At 73.2% G+C, this 21,873-nt stretch carries 24 protein-coding genes; 9 read left to right on the top strand and 15 right to left on the bottom strand.

Annotated elements, in window-relative coordinates:
• Window positions 1–89: 89 nt before the first annotated feature.
• Window positions 90–551: a hypothetical protein gene (locus ACO03V_RS07090; protein WP_387052270.1), complete on the bottom strand. Its 462-nt coding sequence runs from the start codon at window positions 549–551 to the stop codon at window positions 90–92.
• Between the two features lie 248 nt (window positions 552–799).
• Between ACO03V_RS07090 and ACO03V_RS07085 the strand changes: the two genes are divergently transcribed.
• Window positions 800–1,792, top strand: a complete 993-nt coding sequence (locus ACO03V_RS07085) for an aldo/keto reductase (RefSeq protein ID WP_423137104.1) — start codon at window positions 800–802, stop codon at window positions 1,790–1,792.
• A gap of 46 nt (window positions 1,793–1,838) precedes the next feature.
• On the opposite strand, the gene ACO03V_RS07080 is transcribed toward ACO03V_RS07085, so the two are convergent.
• The 7 genes from ACO03V_RS07080 to ACO03V_RS07050 form a co-directional block, all read right to left on the bottom strand.
• On the bottom strand, window positions 1,839–3,203 hold the full coding sequence (locus ACO03V_RS07080) for an ABC transporter substrate-binding protein (RefSeq protein ID WP_423137103.1): 1,365 nt from the start codon (window positions 3,201–3,203) through the stop codon (window positions 1,839–1,841).
• 83 nt (window positions 3,204–3,286) lie between these two features.
• Complete coding sequence (locus ACO03V_RS07075; RefSeq protein WP_414685888.1) at window positions 3,287–4,231, bottom strand: carbohydrate ABC transporter permease; 945 nt, start codon at window positions 4,229–4,231, stop codon at window positions 3,287–3,289.
• Window positions 4,231–5,199: a carbohydrate ABC transporter permease gene (locus ACO03V_RS07070; protein ID WP_423137102.1), complete on the bottom strand. Its 969-nt coding sequence runs from the start codon at window positions 5,197–5,199 to the stop codon at window positions 4,231–4,233. The genes ACO03V_RS07075 and ACO03V_RS07070 overlap by 1 nt, the downstream gene beginning before the upstream one ends.
• Before the next feature lie 264 nt (window positions 5,200–5,463).
• On the bottom strand, window positions 5,464–5,916 hold the full coding sequence (locus ACO03V_RS07065; protein WP_367733651.1) for an SRPBCC family protein: 453 nt from the start codon (window positions 5,914–5,916) through the stop codon (window positions 5,464–5,466).
• Between the two features lie 134 nt (window positions 5,917–6,050).
• Window positions 6,051–7,268 carry an NAD(P)/FAD-dependent oxidoreductase gene (locus tag ACO03V_RS07060; protein ID WP_423137101.1) on the bottom strand — a complete coding sequence of 406 codons (1,218 nt, stop codon included), beginning with the start codon at window positions 7,266–7,268 and terminating at the stop codon, window positions 6,051–6,053.
• A 68-nt stretch (window positions 7,269–7,336) separates the two neighbouring features.
• The gene (locus ACO03V_RS07055; protein WP_423137100.1) at window positions 7,337–7,663 is read right to left on the bottom strand and encodes an ATP-dependent DNA ligase; all 327 of its coding nucleotides are present in this window, start codon (window positions 7,661–7,663) and stop codon (window positions 7,337–7,339) included.
• A 111-nt stretch (window positions 7,664–7,774) separates the two neighbouring features.
• Entirely contained in the window at window positions 7,775–8,707 is a 933-nt protein-coding gene (locus ACO03V_RS07050; protein WP_423137099.1) for a helix-turn-helix transcriptional regulator, read from the bottom strand.
• Between the two features lie 215 nt (window positions 8,708–8,922).
• On the opposite strand from ACO03V_RS07050, the gene ACO03V_RS07045 reads away from it, so the two are divergent.
• Entirely contained in the window at window positions 8,923–9,294 is a 372-nt protein-coding gene (locus ACO03V_RS07045) for a sugar ABC transporter ATPase (RefSeq protein WP_387052252.1), read from the top strand.
• A gap of 204 nt (window positions 9,295–9,498) precedes the next feature.
• On the opposite strand, the gene ACO03V_RS07040 is transcribed toward ACO03V_RS07045, so the two are convergent.
• The 3 genes from ACO03V_RS07040 to ACO03V_RS07030 are packed head-to-tail and all read right to left on the bottom strand — an operon-like array spanning window position 9,499 to window position 11,761.
• Window positions 9,499–10,467 (bottom strand): glycosyltransferase, encoded by a 969-nt coding sequence (locus ACO03V_RS07040; RefSeq protein ID WP_423137098.1) that lies wholly within the window; start codon window positions 10,465–10,467, stop codon window positions 9,499–9,501.
• Complete coding sequence (locus ACO03V_RS07035; protein ID WP_367733657.1) at window positions 10,467–10,667, bottom strand: CDGSH iron-sulfur domain-containing protein; 201 nt, start codon at window positions 10,665–10,667, stop codon at window positions 10,467–10,469. Before ACO03V_RS07035 ends, ACO03V_RS07040 begins: the two co-directional genes overlap by 1 nt.
• The gene (locus ACO03V_RS07030) at window positions 10,664–11,761 is read right to left on the bottom strand and encodes an iron-containing redox enzyme family protein (RefSeq protein ID WP_423137097.1); all 1,098 of its coding nucleotides are present in this window, start codon (window positions 11,759–11,761) and stop codon (window positions 10,664–10,666) included. The genes ACO03V_RS07035 and ACO03V_RS07030 overlap by 4 nt, the downstream gene beginning before the upstream one ends.
• Before the next feature lie 293 nt (window positions 11,762–12,054).
• On the opposite strand from ACO03V_RS07030, the gene ACO03V_RS07025 reads away from it, so the two are divergent.
• Together ACO03V_RS07025 and ACO03V_RS07020 are read left to right on the top strand one after the other, a co-directional pair.
• Window positions 12,055–12,936 carry a manganese catalase family protein gene (locus ACO03V_RS07025; RefSeq protein WP_423137096.1) on the top strand — a complete coding sequence of 294 codons (882 nt, stop codon included), beginning with the start codon at window positions 12,055–12,057 and terminating at the stop codon, window positions 12,934–12,936.
• 71 nt (window positions 12,937–13,007) lie between these two features.
• Window positions 13,008–13,499 (top strand): DUF2231 domain-containing protein, encoded by a 492-nt coding sequence (locus ACO03V_RS07020; RefSeq protein WP_423137095.1) that lies wholly within the window; start codon window positions 13,008–13,010, stop codon window positions 13,497–13,499.
• Between the two features lie 165 nt (window positions 13,500–13,664).
• On the opposite strand, the gene ACO03V_RS07015 is transcribed toward ACO03V_RS07020, so the two are convergent.
• Window positions 13,665–14,570, bottom strand: a complete 906-nt coding sequence (locus ACO03V_RS07015) for an SDR family NAD(P)-dependent oxidoreductase (RefSeq protein ID WP_423137094.1) — start codon at window positions 14,568–14,570, stop codon at window positions 13,665–13,667.
• A gap of 292 nt (window positions 14,571–14,862) precedes the next feature.
• Between ACO03V_RS07015 and ACO03V_RS07010 the strand changes: the two genes are divergently transcribed.
• The 4 genes from ACO03V_RS07010 to ACO03V_RS06995 all read left to right on the top strand — a co-directional run bounded on the left by ACO03V_RS07010 (window position 14,863) and on the right by ACO03V_RS06995 (window position 18,312).
• The gene (locus ACO03V_RS07010; RefSeq protein WP_423137093.1) at window positions 14,863–15,615 is read left to right on the top strand and encodes an MBL fold metallo-hydrolase; all 753 of its coding nucleotides are present in this window, start codon (window positions 14,863–14,865) and stop codon (window positions 15,613–15,615) included.
• Window positions 15,616–15,689: 74 nt separating this feature from the next.
• Window positions 15,690–16,838: a zinc-dependent alcohol dehydrogenase gene (locus ACO03V_RS07005; RefSeq protein ID WP_423137092.1), complete on the top strand. Its 1,149-nt coding sequence runs from the start codon at window positions 15,690–15,692 to the stop codon at window positions 16,836–16,838.
• A 19-nt stretch (window positions 16,839–16,857) separates the two neighbouring features.
• The gene (locus ACO03V_RS07000) at window positions 16,858–17,418 is read left to right on the top strand and encodes a hypothetical protein (RefSeq protein WP_423137091.1); all 561 of its coding nucleotides are present in this window, start codon (window positions 16,858–16,860) and stop codon (window positions 17,416–17,418) included.
• A 48-nt stretch (window positions 17,419–17,466) separates the two neighbouring features.
• Window positions 17,467–18,312 carry a UbiA family prenyltransferase gene (locus ACO03V_RS06995; RefSeq protein WP_423137090.1) on the top strand — a complete coding sequence of 282 codons (846 nt, stop codon included), beginning with the start codon at window positions 17,467–17,469 and terminating at the stop codon, window positions 18,310–18,312.
• Between the two features lie 48 nt (window positions 18,313–18,360).
• On the opposite strand, the gene ACO03V_RS06990 is transcribed toward ACO03V_RS06995, so the two are convergent.
• The 3 genes from ACO03V_RS06990 to ACO03V_RS06980 form a co-directional block, all read right to left on the bottom strand.
• Window positions 18,361–19,482, bottom strand: coding sequence for an FAD-dependent oxidoreductase (locus ACO03V_RS06990; RefSeq protein ID WP_423137089.1), 1,122 nt, complete (start codon window positions 19,480–19,482; stop codon window positions 18,361–18,363).
• Window positions 19,475–20,134: a methyltransferase domain-containing protein gene (locus tag ACO03V_RS06985; protein ID WP_423137134.1), complete on the bottom strand. Its 660-nt coding sequence runs from the start codon at window positions 20,132–20,134 to the stop codon at window positions 19,475–19,477. The genes ACO03V_RS06990 and ACO03V_RS06985 overlap by 8 nt, the downstream gene beginning before the upstream one ends.
• Window positions 20,135–20,211: 77 nt before the next feature.
• Window positions 20,212–21,306: a type III polyketide synthase gene (locus tag ACO03V_RS06980; protein WP_423137088.1), complete on the bottom strand. Its 1,095-nt coding sequence runs from the start codon at window positions 21,304–21,306 to the stop codon at window positions 20,212–20,214.
• Window positions 21,307–21,469: 163 nt separating this feature from the next.
• Here ACO03V_RS06980 and ACO03V_RS06975 point away from each other — a divergent pair, with 163 nt between their 5' ends.
• A complete protein-coding gene (locus ACO03V_RS06975; RefSeq protein ID WP_387052228.1) occupies window positions 21,470–21,799 on the top strand; it encodes a hypothetical protein in 330 nt (109 codons plus the stop codon).
• Window positions 21,800–21,873 lie beyond the last annotated feature (74 nt).

Here is a 21,873-nt window from a genome sequence, read left to right as displayed (position 1 = left end):
ATCGGAGAATCGCGCCGGAATCGGAGGATCGCGCCGGATCTGTCCGAGTCCGGCGCGATCCTCCGATTCCAGGACGGGGATGCCGCGGCTCAGGCGTCCGAGGGGTCCGGGAGGTTCTGCGCGATGCGGCTCGACTCGGCGCTGTCGCGGCCGACACCGGGCTGGAACTTCGCGATGGGGGAGTCGTCGTCGACGCGGGGCTCCGCGCCGTCGCCGTCCACGCTCGTCGCGGAGGCGGCGTGCGCCGCGGCACGATCGTCGTCGACGCCGGTGTCCTCGTGGTGCTGCGAGGTCGAGCCGCTCTCGCCGCGGGCGTCGTCGGTGCCGCGCTCGGTCAGGCCGTCGGCCGCACGCGTGCCGACGCCGGGCAGGTCGTTCTGGCTCGAGATGTTCTGCAGGTGCGCCTCGTCGTCGTCGTCGACCTCGGCGGCGCCCACGGCGCCCGTGTCCGCTCCGGCCGCGCCCGCGGGCACGTCGGCGGCGAGTCCCTCGGACTCGGGGACGATGTTCTCTTCGTCGGCTCCGGGGAGGCGATCGGCGGGAGTGTTCATGTCATCCTTCCGGTGGGTGTGGGGCCACGCTAGGCCGGAGGGATGCCGCCCGAGACGGGCTTGACGCCCCGCCCTCCATGACCCCGCCGATGCCCTCCCGTGGCCGTGACTTGTCACAGATGTACGTGACGCGCGGGGCGGGGCGTACATCTGCGCCATGTCAGCGCGAAGACGGGACAGGGGCGGGGCGGGCGGCCTCGATGTCGCGGGGGCTGGATAGGCTCGGACGAGCTTCGAAAGGAACCGCAATGCAGCAGCGTCCCCTCTCCCGTACCGGCCGCGAGGTCTCGGTCATCGGCCTCGGCACCTGGCAGCTCGGCCCCGACTGGGGCGGGGTCAGCGAAGGCGACGCCCGTCAGGTGCTCGCCGCCTCGGTCGACGCCGGCGTCACCCTCTTCGACACCGCCGACGTGTACGGTGACGGCCGGTCCGAGGAGATCATCGGCGGGTTCTTGGCGGACACGGATGCCGCCGGCATCACCGTCGCCACCAAGATGGGCCGCCGCGCCGAGCAGCAGCCCGAGAACTACACGATGGAGAACTTCCGCGCCTGGACCGACCGGTCGCGGCGCCTCCTGCGCACCGACACCCTAGACCTCGTCCAGCTGCACTGCCCGCCGTCGGCCGTCATCGACGACGACGCCACGTGGGACGCGCTGGACCAGCTCGTCGCGGAGGGCGTCATCGCCGCGTACGGCGCGTCCGTGGAGACGATGGACCAGGCGCTGTCCGCGCTGCGCCGCCCGCACCTGACGAACCTGCAGATCATCTTCAACCCGTTCCGTCTCAAGCCCCTCGACGAGGTGCTGCCGCTCGCGGCCGAGAAGGGCGTGGCCGTGTTCGCCCGCGTCCCGCTGGCCAGCGGCCTGCTGTCGGGCAAATACACGCTCGAGACGACGTTCGACGCCGACGACCACCGCACGTACAACCGCAACGGCGAGGCCTTCGACAAGGGCGAGACCTTCTCGGGCGTCCCCTTCGCCGAGGGCGTGGCCGCGGCCGACGAGCTCAAGGCGGCGCTGCCCGAGGGCGTCACGCTGCCCGCGGCGACGCTCGCGTGGATCGCGTCGCGCGAGGGCGTGACCAGCGTCATCCCCGGTGCGCGGTCGGACGCCCAGGCCGCCGCGAACGCCGGCGCCGCCGACCTCATCGCGGACGGTCTCGACCTGGACGCCTTCGACGCGCTGGTCCGTGACGTCTACGACCGTCGCCTGCGCGCCGAGATCCACCCGCAGTGGTGAGAACGGCGGCGTCCTGTCTCGCGACAGGACGCCGCCGTCCGCGCCGTCAGTTCGCGGTCGCGTTGTCGTAGGCGCGCTGCGCCGCCTGCTGGGCGTCGCCGAGCGCCTCCTCCGTGGTCTTGTCGCCGAGGAGCGCCGCCGTGATGGCGTTGTTCAGCTCGTTCTGGATGTCCTGACCCGCGGGGGAGGATCCGAACGACAGGCCGGAGCCGACGACGTCGTAGTAGGTCGAGATGACCTGGTCGAAGCCCTCGTCACCGCTCGGGGTGACGTACTCGGACCGCACCATCTCGTCCGCCTCGGGCGAGCCGGTGAACAGGCCCGTGTTGATCCCGTCGTTCTCCTCGATGGTCGCGGCGCGGGCCGCGCCGGCCGCCATCCAGGCGTCGGTCGAGGTGAGCTGCGTCAGCCACGCGCAGGCGGCGGCGGGGTTCTCCGCCCCGACCGGGATGACGAACGCGGTGCCGGAGGCCAGCGAGAAGGGCTCCCCGTCGGCATCCCGGAAGGGGACCGCCTGCAGCGAGATCTGGTCGCGGTAGGCGCTCAGCACGTTGGGGTACCACTGGTTGGCCACCTGCGCGCCGACCTGGTTCTCCACGAACTGGTTCGCGTCGCCGAAGGTGTCGAACGAGTCCGTGAAGCTCTTCACCGCGGCGTACCCGCCCTGGGCGTCGGTGATCTGCTTGAGGGCCTCGATGCCCGCGGCGTTGGAGGGGTCGTCGAGCGTCGGGCGGCCGTCGGCGTCGGTGAGCTGCCCGCCCATGCCGAGCACCCACAGCCCGCCCTGGCCGGTGGCCACCGGGTCGAAGCCGAGCCGGGTCGGGGTGCTCCCGGAGGCCTGGTACATCTTCTCGATGGCGGCGAGGAGGCCGTCCATGTCGGACGTGTCGATCTCGTCGGGTGAGACCCCGGCCTCGTTCAGCACGTTCATGTTCAGCAGGATCGCCGGCGGCTGGTAGAACTGCGACACCGCGTAGACGGCGTCCTCGTACGTGACGTCGTCGACGACGCTCTGGTACCAGCGCTCGGTCGGGTCGACGTCCTGCGCCTCGAAGCAGGAGTCCAGCGGGATCAGCAGGCCCTGTGCGGCGTAGGTGGTGACGTAGCGCCGGTCCATCTGGACGACGTCGGGCACGTCGCCGCTGGCGATGCGGGTGGTGAGCTTCTGGGCGTCGAAGGCCGTGGCATCCAGGGTCACATCCACGTCCGGGAGCTGTTCGGCCGCGTAGTCGAGGCGGGACTGCCCCACGTCGTCGGCGTTCTCGAAGCCCCATGCGGCGAGGGTGCCCGTGGGCTCGGCGGTGAAGTCGACGTCGGCCGCCTGCTCGTCGCCCCCGCCTCCGCTGCAGGAGGCGAGCACAGCGATGGATGCCGCGCACACGGCGACACCGGCGAGGTAGCGCTGTTTCATGATGTGTCCTTTCGAGACGGGGGGAGAGGTCGAGACGGGGGGAGAGGTCGAGACGCGGGGAGGGGTCGAGACGCGGGGAGCGGTCATCCCTTCCGGCCCTGCGTGGCCACGCCCTCGACGAAGTACCGCTGGCCGAAGGCGAAGATGATCAGCATCGGGAGCGTGACCAGGAGCGAGGCGACCATCACGTACTGGTAGTCGCCCTGGCCGCCCGCGCTCGGGCTGTACTTGGTCATGGCGTAGGCGATGCCGAGCGGGGCCGTGAAGTCCTCCACCGATCCGGCGTTGAGATAGATGAGCGCCGCCTGCAGGTTGTTCCAGCTGGCCTGGAACTCGAACAGGAACACGATGATGAACGACGGGATCGACAGCGGCATCGCGATGCGCCAGAACAGGCCCCACGCGCTGCAGCCGTCCAGCCGCGCCGCCTCGAACAGCTCGCGGGGGACACCGAGGAAGAACTGCCGCTGCAGGAAGATGTAGAAGGCACTGCCGAACAGGTTCATGCCCCACAACGGGACCCACGTGCCGAGCAGCCCGGTCTCCTTCCAGACCAGGTAGATCGGGATCATGGTCACCGCGCCGGGAAGCATCATCGTCGCGAGCACCAGCCCGAACAGCAGCCGACGCCCGGGGAAGCGGAAGTACGCGAAGCCGAACGCGACGATCGAGCTCATCACCGCGACCGTCGTGGCCGCGAGCAGCGCGATCGCGACGCTGTTGAACATCCAGCTCAGCAGGGGCAGCTGGCTCCACACCTCGGCGTAGTTGCCCGGGGTGAAGGTCTTCGGGATGAGGGCGTTGTCGAACACCTCGCCGCGCGGCTTGAGGCTGGCCGCGAGGAGCCACGCGAACGGGTAGAGGAACAGCAGCGCGAACAGCACGAGCACGATCGCCAGCACGACGCGCCCCGCGAGCGTCTTCGGCTGCGACAGCGCCCGGCGCCACCGCGGGCGTCTCGGCGCGGCGGGCACGACCATCTCGGGGCGGGCGACCGCGACCCCCGGGGTCTCCAGCGACGTGGCCATCAGCGGTCTCCCTCGTAGTAGACGAACCGGTTGCCGAGGCGGACCTGCACCAGCGTGATGAGCAGGATGATCACGAACAGCAGCCAGGCCATCGCCGCGGCGAACCCGAAGTTGAACTGCCGGAACGCCTGCTGGAACAGGTAGATGGCGTAGAAGAGGGAGGCTTCGGGGGAGGCGTTGCTCTGGTCGCGCCAGAACAGCAGGTAGGCCTGATCGAACACCTGGAACGCCGCGATCGTCAGGACGATGACGTTGAAGAACATCGCCCCCGAGATCATCGGCAGGGTGATCGAGAAGAAGCGGCGGATCGGCCCGGCGCCGTCGATCGAGGCGACCTCGTAGAGGTCGACCGGGACGTTCTTGATCGCCGCGAGGAAGATCACCATGGTGCCGCTGACGGTCCACAGCGCCATGATCACGATGCTGGGCTTGACCCACGCCGGATCCACGAGCCATTGCGGACCCGGGATGCCGATGGCCCCGAGCGCTTGATTGATCGCTCCCGAGTTGCCGTTGAGCAGCAGGAAGAACACCGCCGCGGTGGCCACCGCGGGCGTCATCTTCGGCAGGTAGTAGAGCGTGCGGAAGACGCCCGCGCCGCGCCCGACGCGGCTGAGCAGCAGCGCGAGGAAGAGCGCGAAGGCGATCTCGAGCGGCACCGCCATGACGGCATAGAACAGGGTGTTCCCGAGCGACACCGCCACGCGGGGGTCCTCGAACAGCTGCGCGTAGTTATCCAGCCCGACGGGGCGCGCGGCGCCGGTCGCGAGGTTGTAGCTGCTGAACGAGATGACCAGGCTGTAGATCATCGCGCCGGCGGTGAAGACGAGGAACCCGAGGATCCACGGCGAGATGAAGAGATACCCGGCGATGGCCTCCCGCCGGTTGTACTTCACCCGCGGACGCGCCGGCCGTCGTCCCCGCCGCGTCGCGCCGGCGGTGTCCTCGACGGCGAGCTCGCGGGTCACTGTGATGCTCCGGCGGTCCGCCCGGAGGGGGCGGCCTCGCCGCGCGGGGGGCGCGGTGCGCGATCGTCCATGACGGTCCTCTCTCGCGGCGCGTCGTCGTCGACGTCGCGGTGGGCACATCATCGACGCGAAGAGCACTTCGTTTCGAGGGCATTGCCTTTCTGTCGCCGAAGTGAGAAGCGCTTCTCGCCGTTCCGCGGAAAGACGCGGAAAAACGCCGGGCCCGTCCCCGGAGGGACGGACCCGGCGTACGCGGAGCGGACGTCAGCTGACGTCGCCGCGCCAGGCGCCGGACTCGGCACCGCGCGACTCGATGTACTCCTTGAAGTTGTCGAGGTCCTTCTTGACCGAGTGGTCGTCGGCACCGAAGACGGCACCGAGCTTCTCGAGGACGCCCGTGGGCTCCCAGTCGATCTGCACAGTGACGCGCGTCTCGGAGTCGCTGAGGCGGTGGAAGGTCACCACGCCCGCGTGGTTCTCGTCGCCGCCGACGCTGTTCCAGGCGACGCGCTCGTCGGGGTGCTGCTCGGTGATCTCCGCGTCGAACTCGCGCTCGGCGCCGGCGATCTTCACCTTCCAGTGCGTCAGCGTGTCGGACTTCTGGGTGATCGACTCCACGAAGCTCATGAAGTGCGGGAACTCCTCGAACTGCGTCCACTGGTTGTACGCGACGCGGACGGGAACGTTGACGTCGATGGTTTCGATGACCTGTGCCATGGTGTCCTCTTCTCGATTGATCCTTGGGCTGGTTCCAGTGTTCGCGCCCCCGGCGGCTCCGGGCCGGGGGGTTGAGGGATCGCCGTTCGTGCCCTATACGCCCGCGGCATCCATCCGGCCGGGGAGGCGGCGGGTCAGTCCCGTCCGCGAAGGATGAGGTGCCAGTACACCCAGGGCAGGATGCGGCGGTCGGCGATCCACGACAGGCGCCGCTCCTTGTAGAGCGAACGCCAGAACGGCACGGTGGGCTTGAGGTGCCCGACGCGGTCGAACTCGGCGAACACGACCGTGCGCCGCGAGACGGTGAAGGGCACGACGCTGTAGCCGTCGTACTTCTGAGACGGCTCGCGTCCGGCGAGCACGGCCTGCATGTTCTTCACCAGCGCCTTCGCCTGCCGGCGGATCGCCCCTCCGGACCGGCGGGTGGCCACCGCGGCGGCGTCGCCGAGCGCCCACACCTCGGGGTGGCGCTCGTGCTGGAAGGTCTCGGGGTCCACGTCGACGAAGCCGTGCGGATCGTCGGATGCCGCCAGCCCGCTGCCCGCGATCCACTCCGGGGCCCGCTGCGGCGGCACCGCGTGCAGCACGTCGTACGACAGCGTCTCCTCGGCGTCGCCGTGACCGATCGTGATCGTGCGGGCGGCGGCATCCACGGTCCGGAGCTCCCGGCTGTACCGCACCTCGATGCCGTACTCGTCGATCTTGCGCTGCAGCTCGCGGTCGATGGCGGGGATGCCGAACGGCACGGGGTCGGGGGCGACGAAGACCACGCGGATGTCGTCGAGCACCCCGACGGCGCGCCACCAGTCGCACGCGAGGTACATGGGCTTCTGCGCCGCCGCCCCGCACGAGGCCGGCTCGGGCGGCTGCGTGAACACGACGGTGCCCGAGCGCACGTCGCGCAGGACGCCGGACGCCTTCGCGGCCAGCTCGTAGTCGTAGTTCGAGATGCCCTCGGGTGCCGCCATCGCCTCGGGCAGGCCGGGGATGCTCTCCCACGCCATCCGCATGCCGGCGGCGACGACGAGCTGGTCGTAGTCGAGATGCGCGCCGGACACGAGGTGGACGCGCCGGGCCGCCGGGTCGACGGTGAACACCTCGTCGCGCAGCCAGCGCACCCCCGGGGGCATGACGTCGGCCTGGGCGCGCGCGGCCAGCGAGGCGCGCGCCGCGCCGCCCGCGATGTGCGACTGCAGCGGGGCGAAGACGTGCAGGGTGCGCGGCTCGATGACGGTGACGTCGCCGAGACGCGCGTGGTGCAGACGGCCGGCGATCGACAGGCCGGCATTGCCGCCGCCGATCACGACGATGCGACGGTCATCGACCCCGGCGGTGGCGGGGGAGTGGCTCATGGGAGTCCCTTCGTTCCTGCCACGGAACGCCATCGGGACCCCGGATGCCACCGGGTTGACAGGACGGCTCAGCCGAACGACTCCGCGGGCGGGGTGTCCTCGGGCGGCTCGGGCACGACGTAGAGCCCGGTGGGGGCGTTCGCGGTCGACATGAGGGCCTCGAGCCAGGCGCGGTTCAGGGCCGGGGGGCGGCCGCCGTTGAACTTGAAGACGAGGTTCGCGCGCGGGTGGACCCAGACCGACGTGCGCCCGCCGCCGGTGCTGATGTCGTCCTTCCACTGGAAGTAGAACGGCTCGCCGCGGCGCAGCTTGTTGCCCACGACGACCTGGAGGTGAGCGAGGAGACGGTCCTCGAACTCGTTCCGGATGCCGCCCTCGTAGATGAACTTGCCCACGTGTCCCTCTCCGCGGACTCTCTGCCCGTCGATGTCACTTGCAAGTCACGTTCATCGAAGCTCGTGAAACCATACGACACGCGCCGTCGCCGCACGCAACACGAACACGACTCAGAACATGCGGGCCGTCTGCCCAGGGTTTCTTCCGTAGTTTTCCCGGTAGTACCGAGCGAAGCGCGACGCACTGGAAAACCCCCAGCGGCGGGCGACCTCCGCCACCGTCTGCGGCGTGCCGGCGCGCAGCTCCGCGTGGGCGCCGGCGAGACGCACGGCCCGCAGCTGCGCCGTCGGGCTGGTGCCGAGGGCTCGCTGGAACGCGTGCTGCAGCCCGCGGGAGGAGATGCCCGCGGCGCGGGCGATGTCCTCGAGCGTGATGGGCTCCCGGGCGTTCTCCTCGATGTAGGCGAGGGCGCGCCGCACCGTCCGGGGCGCGGCGGTCCGCTGCGTCGCGCGGTCCATGGCCTCGAGGTAGGAGGTGTTGAAGGTCGAGAGGGTGCTCAGGAGGGCATGCCGCTGCAGCTCGGCGGCGGCGATCGGGTCCTCGTGCGCCGTCACGAGCGAGGCCGACACGTAGGCGAAGCTGCGTTCCCACTGCGCCCCGAGCACGCGGTCGCGGGCGCTCGCGTCGATCGCGCGCAGCACGAGCCGGTCGTCGCCAGATGCGATGCGCGCGACCTCCTCGACGTGGGAGCGGTCGAACACGAACGCCCGGACCTGCGCGGTGCCGGTCCAGCTCGCCTCGGTGGTGCCGTCCACGCCCAGCCAGGGCTGCCGCGGGTCGAGGGAGCGCCCGCGGCTGTCGACGCGGACGTCCGGCCCCGTGATGCGGCACACCAGGAGCTGGTCCTCCATGTGGATGGAGGCGCGGACGGACGCCCTCAGGTCGTAGGCCACGACGGAGAACTGCGGGAGCTCGACCGAGCTCCACGTGAACCCGACACGGCGCGGATCGACGCGTTCCAGTCTCGCGCTCGGCACGAACCGACGCCAGGTCTGCTCGACCTCGTCGACGCCGTGCGAGCGGACGTTGAGTACCTGACCCACGATTCCCCTCTCCGCCGCGTGGGGGCCGCGGCATCCGTCCATCTTCCCTCCCACGCGGGCCGTCCCGTGATCGACGCGTCCGCGCGGCGGCGCGGCGAGGCCCGGGTGGGGCGGGGTGGTGTCAAGGGGGAGAGGCCGGGGAGGACGGCCCTCTTGGATGGAAGGGCCCCCCGGGGCGGAGGCGCACGCGAGCGTGTGCGCGAGAAAGGATCACCATGAGCGACGCTTCGATCGACCCCACGCGCGACGGCGCGACCGACTCCGGAACCCCCAGCTCGGACGTGGGCGCCGCCGGTGTGCAGCCGCTCCGCGACGGCGACACCTCGATCGAGCCGGACCCGGCCCTCGACCCCGCGCAGGCAGAGTGGGACGCCACGACGGCCCTCGACGAGGGCGCGGACCCCGAGGACATCGACCCGGCCACCGCCACGGGCGCCGACCCGGCGGAGATCCCGTCGGACGATGACGACATCCCCCTCGCGGACATCCACCCCGAGGACACCGGCACCGACTCGCAGGGCGAGGACCCCGGTGTGGTGGAGCTCGGCGAGGAGGGCCAGGGCGACCTCGCCCCCGAGGACTACTGACGACGCCGCGGCGCCCCGGTCCTGCTGCGGCGGGGCGGGGCGCCGTCGTCTTCACACGCCGCCGGAACGGGGCGCCGCCGCCGCCGGAACGGGGCGCCGCGCTCGGGCGGGCGCCGCGCTCGTGTGTGCCGCGCTCGTGGCGCCGCGCTCCGGAGGATCGGTCGCGGTGCCGGCACCGGCGATCCGTGTCCGTGCTCGGGTGCGTCAGATCTCCGGAGCGCGGCATGGCCGGGCGCGTCGCAGCTCGCGCAGCGGTGTGGCGGCGCGGACGACCCGCCGCCCCGCGTAGGAGACCCCACCCCGCAGCCGCAGCCCGAGCGCGACCCAGCTCGTGACGGCCCGCTCCGCGAGCCAGGCCGGGCCCCACAGCGCACTGGTCCGGGGGAAGACCCCGGCGCCCTGGTCGCGCCGCCGCCCGCGCTCGGCCAGCAGCACCGACAGGACGAGCACCGCGAGCAGTCCCGCGGGGCGGCGGCGCAGCGCGAGCAGCGCCGGCGCAAGGGCGAGCTCGACGGCGAACCGTCGCGGCTGGGCGAGGCTGTCGTAGGCCTGACGGACCCGCTGCGAGCGGAAGTGCCGCGCCGTCGGCGGCCGGCGGACGACGAAGAGGTCGCGGCAGACGCGGACCCGGCCGCCGGCGGCCCGGACCGTCCGCTCCATCTCGAGGTTCTCAAAAAGCGCATCCGCAGCGTAGCCCCCGGTCCGCTGCAGCGCCGACCGCCGGACCCCGTACGTGCCGGGGTAGTCCGCCGCGACGGCGCGGTTCACGAGCGAGCGGGCCGTGTCCCACCGGGCGTGCCACGGAAGCGGACGGAAGACGTTCTGCGGCACGACCACGTCGGCCCCGGCCAGCTCCGCGACCACGGCGGCGAGCGTCGCCCGGGTGTGACGGACGTCGTCGTCGGCGAGGACCACGAGCTCATGCCGCGCCACGGCGACCCCGCTGAGGACCCCCCGCGCCTTGCCGTTGGCCCCGGTGGTGACGGTCGGCGCGAGGTGGCGGACGCGGTCGCCCCAGGCGGCCGCGTGCGCGGCGAAGAGCGCGGACGGCGACCCGTCGACGACGGTGACGTCGATGACGGCGGACAGCGACGCGAGGTAGCGGGTGAGCTCGGGGAGCTCCCGGTCGTCCTCCCACCGCAGCGGCAGGACGTACTCGGCCGCGAGCCGCATCAGTCGTCGGTGCGGAAGCCGGCCGCCTTGTGGGTGCCGTCGCAGAACGGCTTGATGGTCGAGAGCCCGCAGCGGCACAGCGCGACGGTCCGGCGCGTGCGGGCGACGGGCTGTCCGTCCGGCGTGCGCAGCTCGGCGGCGCCGCGCACGAGGAGGGGGCCGTCGGGATAGGCGGTGATGACCACCGGCTCGTCGGTCATGCGCGGACCTCGGTCGTCGCGGCATCCCGGTCCGGGAGACCGGCGACGCCGGGGCGGAGGGAGGACTCCCCGCGCCCCCAGGCCTCGAGCATGTGCTGCCCGACCCGGTCGTCGACGACGAGGCAGGCCGCGGCGCCGAAGACGATGTCGGGGAGGAGGTCGGGGCGGTCCTCGGCGAGGGCGCCCGCCATGTCGCGGCCGGCGATCTGCTCGTGGACGGCGTCGGCCTCGACGTGCTCGTCGAAGTACTCGCAGACGTCGTCGCCGAACCCGAGGCGGCGCAGGCCCTCGGCGTAGAGGCGGTTGGGGATCGAGGAGGTCATCTCGAACGCGGCGAGGTGGCCGACGATCGCGCCGACCAGACGGCGATTGAGACCGAACATCGACATCGTGTTCAGCGAGGCGAGCGTCACGGCCGGGACGAGGTCGACGTAGGCGCCGTACGTGTCGTCGAGCCCGGCACCGCGCACGGCGCGGGCGAAGAGCGTCGCGTGCACGCGGTCGGGCCGGCCGCCGCCGTACTCGTCCGACTGGATCTCGACGAGCGCGGCCTTGGCCCGACCGGACAGGCGGGGGATGGCCCACGAGTGCGGGTCGGCCTCGCGCAGCGTGTAGATCGTGCGCTGGACCAGGAACTCGCTCGCCTGCGCGAGCGTGGCCTTGCGGGCGAGGTAGCGGGACAGGCTCGGGCCGCCCTCGGCCCCCGTCAGGGCGAACAGGGCCCGGGCGACGGCGTCGCCGGTCGGCTCGGGCAGGTCCGGCACGGTGACGGTGCGACGCAGCGAGGCCTCGAACGCGGCCTCGAGGACGCGCCGCGTGGCGATGAGCGCCGGGTCCCATTCGAGGTCGGCGCGCAGGGCGGGGAACGCGCCGTACGACGAGGCGTACAGGGCGAACAGGGCGAGCTGCAGGTCGTCGTCGCGCTCGATGTCCGCGGTGACGGCGACGGCCGTCTCCGCCCGGGCGGTGTGCCCGTCGTCGACGCCCTCGGTCAGGTGCCGCAGGACCGCGGCGCTGACCGGTCCGCGGGAGGAGAAGGGCAGGTCGTCCTCGGCGGTGAGGGCGGACGGGGCGGGTGAAGCGAGAACGGGCACGCGGGACTCCTGTTTCCGGGGAAGGCCAGCACTCTCGGCCGCCCGGGCGCGACGGCCGAGCCCCTTGACACGACGGCCGCCCCGACGAAGCGGACCCGGGATGCCGTCCGGTCGCGCGAGCGCGTGGCATCCCGGGTCCGAGGGTCCCGGCGGATGCCGCGCGATTGTCCCCGGCCGTGGTGGCGGCCGCAACCCCCGCGGCGAACCGGGGTGAGCGGGCGTTCGCTGTCCGGACGCGCCGGCCGCGGTCAGACGACCGCAGATCATCCCCCGTCGGCGCGGGAGGAGAGAAGATGTACTTCCATCGGCAGGAACTGCAGCACACCGCCACCCCCGAGAAGCCCGACGCCGTCTATGCGCGCAAGCTGCAGGAGGTGCTCGGCGGACAGTACGGCGAGATCACCGTGGCGCTGCAGTACCAGTTCCAGGCGTGGAACATGCACATCCCCGGCAAGTACCGCGACCTGATGTTCGGCATCGGCGCGGAGGAGATGGGGCACGTCGAGATGCTCGCGATCATGATCGCGCAGCTGCTCGAGAAGGCCCCGCTCGGCATCACCGAGGACGCCGTGCAGAACGACCCGACCGTCGCCGCGGTCATCGGCGGCACGGACATCCAGCAGGGGATCGTCGCGGGCGCCGGCGCGCGCCCGGTCGACTCGATGGGCAACCCGTGGCAGGGCAGCTACATCACCGCCAGCGGCAACCTGCTCGCCGACTTCACGGCCAACGCCAACGCCGAGATGCAGGGGCGCGTGCAGGTGGCGCGGCTCTACCACCAGACCGACGACCACGGGGTCAAGGACCTGCTGGCCTTCCTGCTCGCGCGCGACACGATGCACCAGAACCAGTGGATGGCCGCGGCCGCGGAGCTGCGCGCCGAGGGTCTCGAGGACCTGCCCGTGCCCAGCAACTTCCCGCTCGAGAAGGAGGACCGCGAGGTGTCGTACCAGTACATCAACTTCTCCAACGGTCCGAAGGCCGGCGACGGTTCCTGGGCCTCGGGTCCGACGCCCGACGGGAAGGGCGAGTTCACCTACGTGCCCGAGCCGCCCGCCGGCGTGCCCATGCCGCCGCCCACGCACCCGGACGCCCGTTTCTACGGCACGACGGAGCTGCCGAACACGGTCGAGAAGCTGGCCGGACGCGCGCAGGACGCGCTGCACAAGGAATGAGCGGAGCGGATGCCGCGGCGCCGGGGCCCTCGACGGCCTCGGCACCGCGGAGCGGGGCGAGCTTCCCCGCGATGCGCGCGGCCAAGGTCCCGCGGTCGATCGTTGCGGGCCCGTACGGGCACCCGTTCCACCCGGTCGCGGTGACGATCCCCATCGGGGCATGGTCGTCGAGCCTGGTGTTCGACCTGCTGGGCCTCGCCGTGGACGACCCGCGGGCGTTCGCGACGGGCTCGCGGTGGCTCATCGCGATCGGTCTCGGCGGCGCCGTCGGGGCCTCAGCCCTCGGGCTGCTCGACTTCTCGCGCATCCCGAAGGGCACGCCCGCGCGCCGGACGGCCCTCGCCCATCTCGTGCTGAACGTCACGGCGATGGTGCTGTTCTCCCTCAGCCTGCTGCTGCGCCTGTCCGATCGCGGACGCGTGCCGGGGGCGGCGTTCCTGCTGAGCGTGGTCGCATCCGCCGGCCTGTCGGTCTCAGGGTGGCTCGGCGGAAAGCTCGCCTACCGCTGGGGCGTGCGGGTCGCGGATGAGCACACGCAGCGGGAGGGCTTCGAGCAGCGCTGAGTCTCTCTCAGGACGGACCCTGGATGCCGCGGCATCCGGGGTCCGTCGTCGTCCCTGCCGTGGTTGCTCTGCGCTGAGTTGGCGCAAATGTGCGTCGAGGGGCGGCTTCGGCGTGCATATGCGCCAAGTCAGCGCAGATGGGGAGAGCGCGGGGGAGGGCGGGGGTCAGCGGCGGCGGGAGCGGGGATGCCGGAGGGGGACGCGCGACCACCCGCCGCTCACGGCGCCGGGGTCGTGCATCGGCGCGAGGACCGCGCCCGTCGTGTCCACGGCGGGCCGGTGCCGCAGGCCGAGCGTGCGCTGCAGCGTCCAGATGAAGCGGTCGAACACCCGGGGCGCAAGGAAGCGCAGCGGACGCGTGACCAGCTGGGCCGCCCCCACGGCGACCTCGGCCCGGCCCCCGCGGGCGGCGCGGACCACGGCCCGCGCGACCCGATCCGCCGACACCACCGGCGGCAGGGGGAACGGGGTGCGGCCGGTGACGTTGGCGGCCCGCTCGTAGATCGGGGTGTCGATGCTCGCGGGCAGGACGATCCGGACATGGATGCCGCGGTGCCCGAGCATCTCCTGGCGGAGAGCCCGCGTGAAGCCGAGCAGGCCGTGCTTCGCGGCGACGTACGGCGCGACGTACGGCCCGGGGATCTGCGAGAACAGCGATCCGACGAACACGAGCGTCCCGCCGCCGCGCGCGTGGAAGTGGGGGAGGACCGCGCGCGCCGCCCGCATGTGCCCGGTGAGGTTCGTCTGGATGACGCGGTCGACGATCTCGTCGGGCGTGTCCAGGACGGAGCCGTACGAGAACACCGAGGCGGACGCCACCCAGACGTCGATGCGGCCGAAGCGGGCCACGACGGCGTCGGCCGCGCGCTCCGGGCCGTCGGGGGCGGCGAGGTCGGCCGACACGGTCAGCACCTCCGCGCCGCGGGCGCGGCACGCGTCGGCGGCCGCGGCGAGGGCGGTCTCGTCGCGCGCCACGAGCGCCAGACGGATCCCCTTCCGGCGGGCGAAGCGGAGGGCGGTCGCGCGGCCGATGCCCCGCGAACCACCGGTGATGACGACGACCTCGGGCATGCGGGAACGTCCTTCGCTCGTGCGGCCGGCGGGGTGACGGCACGGGAGGGACGCTAGACGCAGAGCCGCGCCCATGCCGAGGGGGTTGCCTCGTCGGCGGTCGCGCCCCTCGGGCCCGCGGGGGCGGGGCGCCCTCGTCGCGGGGCGTCGCGCGTGGCCCCGGGGCGCCGGGGGTGGCCCCGGGGCCACTCCCGGCCACCCGACGGCGGACGCCCGCGCACCCGCTACCGCCCGGGCACGCCGCACGCAACCCCGTGGGTGTTCCGCGCCGTCCGCGCCGAGGGTGGCCCGCATGACGGGCAGCAGAGACGGCATCACCGAGGTCGCCGAGGGCGTCACGATGATCACGCGCGCCGTGACCAACTGCTACCTCGTCGACAGCGACGACGGGACGATCCTCATCGACGCCGGACTGCCGCGCAGCTGGTCGCTGGTCCGCGAGGCGCTGCGCCGGCGCCGTCTGGCCCCCGAGGATCTCACGGCCGTCTACCTGACGCACGGCCACTTCGACCACGTCGGTCTCGCCGAGCGACTCCAGCGGGAGCATCTCGTCCCGATCCGGGTGCACGCGGCGGACGTGCCGCTCGCCCGCCACCCGTACCGCTACGACCGGGAGGCACCGCGCAGCCTCTATCCCCTCGCGCACCCCCGCGGGCTGCCGTCGCTTGCGCGGATGACCGCGGCGGGGGCGCTGCGCGTGCACGGCGTCGACGCCCACGGCGACATCGTCCCCGGCCAACGACTGCGCGGCGGTCTGATCCCCGTCTCGACACCGGGGCACACGTACGGCCACGTCGCCTTCCACCTGCCCGACCGGCGCATCGTCTTCTCCGGCGACGCGCTGGTCACCTTCGACCCGTACACCGGCCGCACGGGCCCCCAGATCGTGGCCCGCGCCGCGACGGCCGACAGCTCCGAGGCGCTCGCCGCGCTGCCCGCCCTCGCCGCGACGGACGCCGACCTCGTGCTGCCGGGGCACGGTGCGGCCTGGAGCCGTGGCATCCACCTCGCCGTCGCCCAGGCGCTCGCGACCGGCGCCCACTGACTACCCGCCCGCGGAGATCCCGCCCGCCGACGCCCCGCCCGAGCCCACCCGCAGGACCGAAACCGAGGAGTGACATGAGAGCGATGACCTACCGCGGACCGTACAAGGTCCGCGTCGAGAACAAGCCCGACCCGCGCATCGAGCACCCCAACGACGCGATCGTCCGCGTCGAGCGGGCCGCCATCTGCGGATCTGACCTGCACCTGTACCACGGGATGATCCCCGACACCCGGATCGGCCACACCTTCGGTCACGAGTTCATCGGCCGGGTCGTGGACGTCGGGTCGTCGGTGCAGAGCCTCTCCGTCGGCGACCGCGTGATGGTCCCGTTCAACATCGCGTGCGGGTCATGCTTCTTCTGCGCGCGCGGGCTGCTGAGCAACTGCCACAACGTCAACGCGAACGCCACGGCGGTCGGGGGCATCTACGGGTACTCCCACACCGCGGGCGGCTACGACGGCGGGCAGGCCGAGATGGTGCGCGTCCCCTTCGCCGACGTCGGGCCCCGGGTCATCCCCGAGTGGCTGCACGACGAGGACGCGCTGCTGCTGACCGACGCGTTCTCCACCGGGTACTTCGGCGCGCAGCTCGGCGACATCGTCGAGGGCGACACCGTGGTGGTGTTCGGGGCCGGACCGGTGGGCCTGGCCGCGGCCCGCTCGTCCTGGCTGATGGGCGCCGGTCGCGTCATCGTCGTGGACCACCTGTCGGAGCGTCTCGAGAAGGCGCGGTCGTTCGCGTTCGCCGAGACCCTCGACTTCCGCGAGTACCGCGACATCGTCGTCGAGCTGAAGAAGCAGACCGACTGGCTCGGGGCGGACGTCGTGATCGACGCCGTCGGCGCCGAGGCGGACGGGCACCTGCTGCAGCACATCACGGGAGCCAAGCTCAAGCTGCAGGGCGGATCCCCGATCGCGCTGAACTGGGCCATCGACTCGGTGCGCAAGGGCGGCAACGTCTCGGTCATGGGGGCGTACGGCCCGCTCTTCAGCGCCGTCAAGTTCGGCGACGCCATGAACAAGGGGCTGACGATCCGCACCAACCAGGCCCCGGTGGCGCGGCAGTGGCCGCGGCTGCTGGAGCACATCCGCGAGGGGCGCATCTCGCCCCGCGAACTCATCACCCACCGCATCCCCCTCGAGGACATCGCGGAGGGCTACCACATGGTCTCGTCCAAGATCGACGGTCTCATCAAGGCCGTCGTCCTGCCCGACGCCGCCTGATCGAGAAGGGAACGACGACATGGCCTACACGCTTGAGAAGCCCACTCCGCCGCCGAGCGCGGAGGAGCTGCGCGCCCGCATCCCCGGCTGGGGGGCCGACCTCGACCCCGCCGACCGTCCCTCGTATGCGAAGGAGAAAGCCCTGGACATCGGGGCGCACTGGACGTTCCCGGAGGAGCAGCCCGAGGGCCGCGACCGCCGCGAACGCTCCATCGAGCACGGGCGGCTGACGCCCGTCTTCGGCACGGCCCAGCCCCTGCGGGGCGTCGCCGGGGCCATCCGCCGCCTGGCCTACGACCGGTTCAGCGAGGCGCGCGCCGCCCACTGGCTGCTCCTGGTGGCGGGGGACAGAGTGGATGCCGCGGGTGCCCACCTGCGATCCCTGGCGACGCGGCATCCGGACAACCCCATCACCGAGACGGGCATCACCGCGGAGCGGCGGTGGAACCCGCTGACCTCCCGCCTGGGCCGCGTCGACGCCCGCCACCAGTGGATCGACCCGATCCTCGTGGCCGGGCCGTGGATCCTCGCGGTGGTCGGCGTCGTGGCCGTCGGACGGCGGCTCCTCCGCCGCGGGTGAGTCGCCGGGGTGGGACCCGGGCGGGCCCGCGCGCGGTAGCGTCGTGACGTGACGGATGCCACGGCGGGACCCCGCGCGCGAGCCTCGACGGTCCGCGTCCTCTGGGGGGCGACCCATCCCGGCCCCACCCTCGTGGTCACGGTGCTGTCGCTGGCCCTCGGCATCGCGGCCGGCGTCGAACCGGGTCGTCTGGCGCTCCTCGTGGTGGCGGTGCTCGCCGGGCAGGTGTCCGTCGGGCTCTCGAACGACGCGATCGACGTCGCGCGTGACGCCGCCGTCGGCCGGACCGACAAGCCCCTCGCGGGCGGGGCGCTGAGCCCGGAGCGGGCGCTCGCGGTGGCCGTGGCATCCCTGGTCCTCGCTCTGCTCCTCTCGGCGCCGCTCGGTCCGGGGCTGCTCGCCGCGCACGCCGTCGCCCTCGCCTCCGCGTGGACCTACAACGCGGGTCTGAAGTCCAGCCCGTTCTCGATCGCGCCGTTCCTGGTGAGCTTCGGCCTGTTCCCCTCGTTCGCGACGCTGTCGCTCGCCGAGCCGACGCTCGCTCCGCCGTGGGCGGCGCTGGCCGGGGCGGCTCTCGGCGCCGCCGTGCACCTGACGAACGTCGTGCGCGACCTCGACGACGACCGCCGGACCGGTGTCCGCGGCCTGCCGCACCGCCTCGGCGCGCGGGTGTCCGTGCTCGTCGCGGCGCTGGGGATCGTCGTCGGGGCGGTCGCGGTTCTCCTCGGGCCCGGCGGTGGTGCGACCCCCGCAGGCGTCGTCTTCTTCGCCGCGGTCGTCGCCGTGGCCGCGGTCACCGTGATCGTCGCGACGGTGCGTCCGCCGGGGCGCGCGGTGTTCCAGCTCACGATGCTCGCGGCGCTGCTGCTGGCCGCGCAGCTCGTCGTCGCCTGAGCGCAACCGCGGGACCGGGACCTCCCGCCGCGGACCCGCCCCGCACGCTCACGTGCCTTGGGCCGCCCGATCGAACCGCATCGCGTACGCGCGGGCGAACGCCGCCCCGCCGGGTCCGCGGAGGGCCGCGCGCAAGGCGGCCGACCGCAGCCCGTGGGCGACCGGTCCCGCCGCCCGCCCCAGCCGCGTGTTGAGCGCCGCGAGCCGGGCGGCGTGCCGGGCCGAGGCGATCCGGTCGCGCTCCCACCGCGCGAGGGCGGCGTCGTCGTCCCCGCGCGCCCACCCCGGCAGCAGCGGGGCGAGCGTCAACGCGTCGAGCAGTCCGAGATTCATCCCCTGGCCGCCGATGGGGCTCACCTCGTGCGCGGCGTCGCCGACGACGACGATCCGTCCGCGTCGCAGGGCGGGGGCGACCGCCCGGCGCACGCCGAACGCGGAGGCGTCCGGGATGTCGACATCGAGTCCCGTGCGCCGCAGGACGGCGTCGTGCAGGGAGCCCGCGGCATCCCGGATCTCCGCCGACCCGGCCCACGCCACGAACCGGCGGCGGCCGCCGGGCAGGGGGAACGACTCGACGACGCCGTCGCGCTCGAGGTGCACCCGCGCGACGGCACCGCCCGGGGCCTCGACGTCGGACATGACGTACCGGTCGGGGTAGTGGTGGGTGCGCACGGCGCCCCGGCGGTAGACGAGGTCGCGGCCCGCCCACCCGGAGGCCACGACGACGACGTCCGCGCGCAGCTCGTCCGACCCCGTGGGGCCGGTGGTGCGCACGCGCACCGCGCGTCCGTCGTCGTGCAGCGCCGTCACGGTCACGCCGCGGCGCACCGGCGGCGCGAGGGCGGTCAGCACCTCGATCGTGTCGGACTGGGGGAGGGCGGCGACATAGGGATGCCGCGCGGGCACCCGGTCGAAGCGGATCTCGGCGAGCACCCGGCCGTCGGCACGCGCCTCGCCCCGGCCGATCCGGACCGCGCGCTCCACGAGCCGCTCGGTCGCCCCGCTCGCCTCGAGCAGAGACAGGGCGGGCGAATGGATGCCGATGGCCCGGGTGCCCGCCCCCGGATGCGCGCGCCGGTCGAGCACGGTCGCCTCGATCCCTCGTCCGCGGAGGTCGGCCGCGAGCGCGAGACCGACCGGCCCCGCTCCGACGATCACGACGTCAGTCACGGGCCCGCCCCCGGGCGACGGCGAGGACGCGGAAGGGCGCGGGCGTCTCGACCCGCCACGGGCCGCCCAGCTCCGCGGCGAGCTCGTCGCTCCGGTAGCTGCGGCGGATCGAGCGCAGGCCGTCGACGCGCAGGAAGGTCCCGGAGGACAGCGGCGCGATCCCCACCGCGTACAGCGCGTAGGCGAGGCGCCCCCGCGCGATGTCCGCGTGCAGGACCGGCCCGCGCGACAGGGCGAGCGAGTCCGCCGCGAAGGCGTCGAGCGCCGCGGCGTCGAGATGGTGCAGCACGTGGTTGGACAGCACGATGTCGAAGCGCTCGCCCGCGGCCAGCAGCTCGCCCGACCTCTGGGACACGAACCGCATCCCCGGGCGCTGCCGCTCTCGTGCCGCCGCGAGGGCTCGCGGATCGGGGTCGGCCCCGACCCATTCCACGTCGAGGCCGTCGCGCGCCGCGAGACCCGCCAGCCGCGCCACGACGTCGCCGCCGCCGCAGCCGAGGTCGAGCACGCGCGCCGGTCGGCCCAGCGCCCGCAGCTCCGGCCGCACCCGCGTGCGGTACACGTGGCCCCACGCCGACACGAGGCGGTTCACGAGGCCGAACCGTCGGTAGGTCGCCGCGAGCGTCCGCGGGTCGCAGTCCGGGTCGTCCATGAGCTCGGTGAGGACGGTGTCGCGCCGGGCGAGCCCGCGCCATGCCGCGGTCGTCCCGGCGGCCGGGCCGCGGGTGCTCACGCCGGCGGGCGGCGGAGCGTCAGTCGCGCCGCCTCCACGGTGAGGCCCGGGCCGAAGGCCAGCGCGGCGATGCGGTCGCCGTCGGAGCGGGCGTCGTCCGCGAGGAGGTCGCGGAGGATGAACAGGATCGTCGCGCTCGACATGTTGCCGTGGGTGCGCAGCACCTCCCGCGAGGGGGCGAGGGCGGCGGCATCCATCTCCAGGGCCTTCTCGACCCGGTCGAGGATGCTGCGCCCGCCGGGGTGCACGGCCCACGCGTCGATCTCGGCGAGATCGCCGAGCACGTCGGCGGCGATCGCGGCGATCTCGCGGCCGATGATGCGGGGCACCTCGGGGGTGAGGGTCATCTCGAACCCGGAGTCGCCGACGGTCCAGGCCATGTCCTTCTCGCCCTCGTCGAGGACGTGCGTGGCGAAGTCGCCGATGTCCAGGCCGCCGGACGCGTCGTCGGCGGCCGCGACCACCGCCGCGGCGGCACCGTCCGCGAAGACGGAGGCGGCGACGATCTGGTCGGGGTGCGACGACGTCTGCCAGTGCAGAGAGCACAGCTCGACGAGGGCGACCAGCACCACCGCCGCCGGGTCGGCGGCGACGATCCGCGCGGCCAGCCGCAGCGCGGGGAGGGCGGCGGCGCACCCGATGAAGCCGAGGTGGTAGCGCTCGACGGCGGGGGAGAGGTCGAGGTCGCGCACGAGCAGGTAGTCGGGACCCGGGGCGAACATCCCGGTGCACGACACGGTGACGACGTGGGTGACGTCCGCGGCGGTGCGGCCGGAGCCGGAGAGCGCGGATCGGGATGCCGCGGCGAACAGCGGAGGCGCCTGCCGGCGGTACTCGTCGTTGCGCGCTCCGGTCGGCGGCATGAGCAGGCGGTCCCCGTCGCGCACGGCGAGGTCGCCCGATCCTCCGCCGGCCAGCTGGGGCAGCACGGTGTGCCGGGTGTCGATCGCGGCGGCGTCGAACGCGGCGCCGGCCAGGCGCTGGCTGCGGCGGTCGAAGCCGGGCTGCGCGGCGAAGAGCGCACGCAACGCGGACTGGTCGACGCGTGTCTCGGGCAGCGCGGTGCCGATCGAGAGGATCCGGGCGGTCATGCCCCACTGTAGACACGCTCCCGGCCTCTTCCGGCGGGGATGGCGTGGGGGTCGCGTGCCGTCTATGGTGCCGCGGACCGCCCGCCGCGGGTACTGTCAACCCCGGCCGGCGGGCCGGCCGGGCGCACGTACGGTGAACGCTCCCCGACGGAAGGACACCGCGATGGCCCGCGACCGCACCGACCCCACCCGCGTGACGAACCAGGACGCCGTTCAGCGCCCGAACCCGAAGGTGTGGATGATCGCGTCCGGCCTGCTCGCGGTCGTCGCGATCGTCGTGTTCTCGTTCTCGCTGACCATCGTCGCCGCGTTCGCCTGGATCGGCATCGCCGTGCAGGTCGCGATCTTCGTGGCGGTCCTCGCGAACGGCCTCACCGGTCGCCGCGGCTCCTACCAGGGGTACATCTTCGCCGTGCTGCTGTGCGTGCAGGCCGCGGTCGCGCTGATCGTCATCGTCATCATCGCCATCGCGGCCTGGTCGCCCGCGGGCTGACCGCGAGTCGACGGAAGCGGGGGGGGGGGGGGGGGGGGGGGGGGGGGGGGGGGGGGGGGGGGGGGGGGGAGGGG

Source organism: Microbacterium sp. HMH0099 (assembly GCF_049384025.1).
Lineage (GTDB): Bacteria > Actinomycetota > Actinomycetes > Actinomycetales > Microbacteriaceae > Microbacterium.
This window is presented reverse-complemented; position numbering and strand designations above follow the sequence as displayed.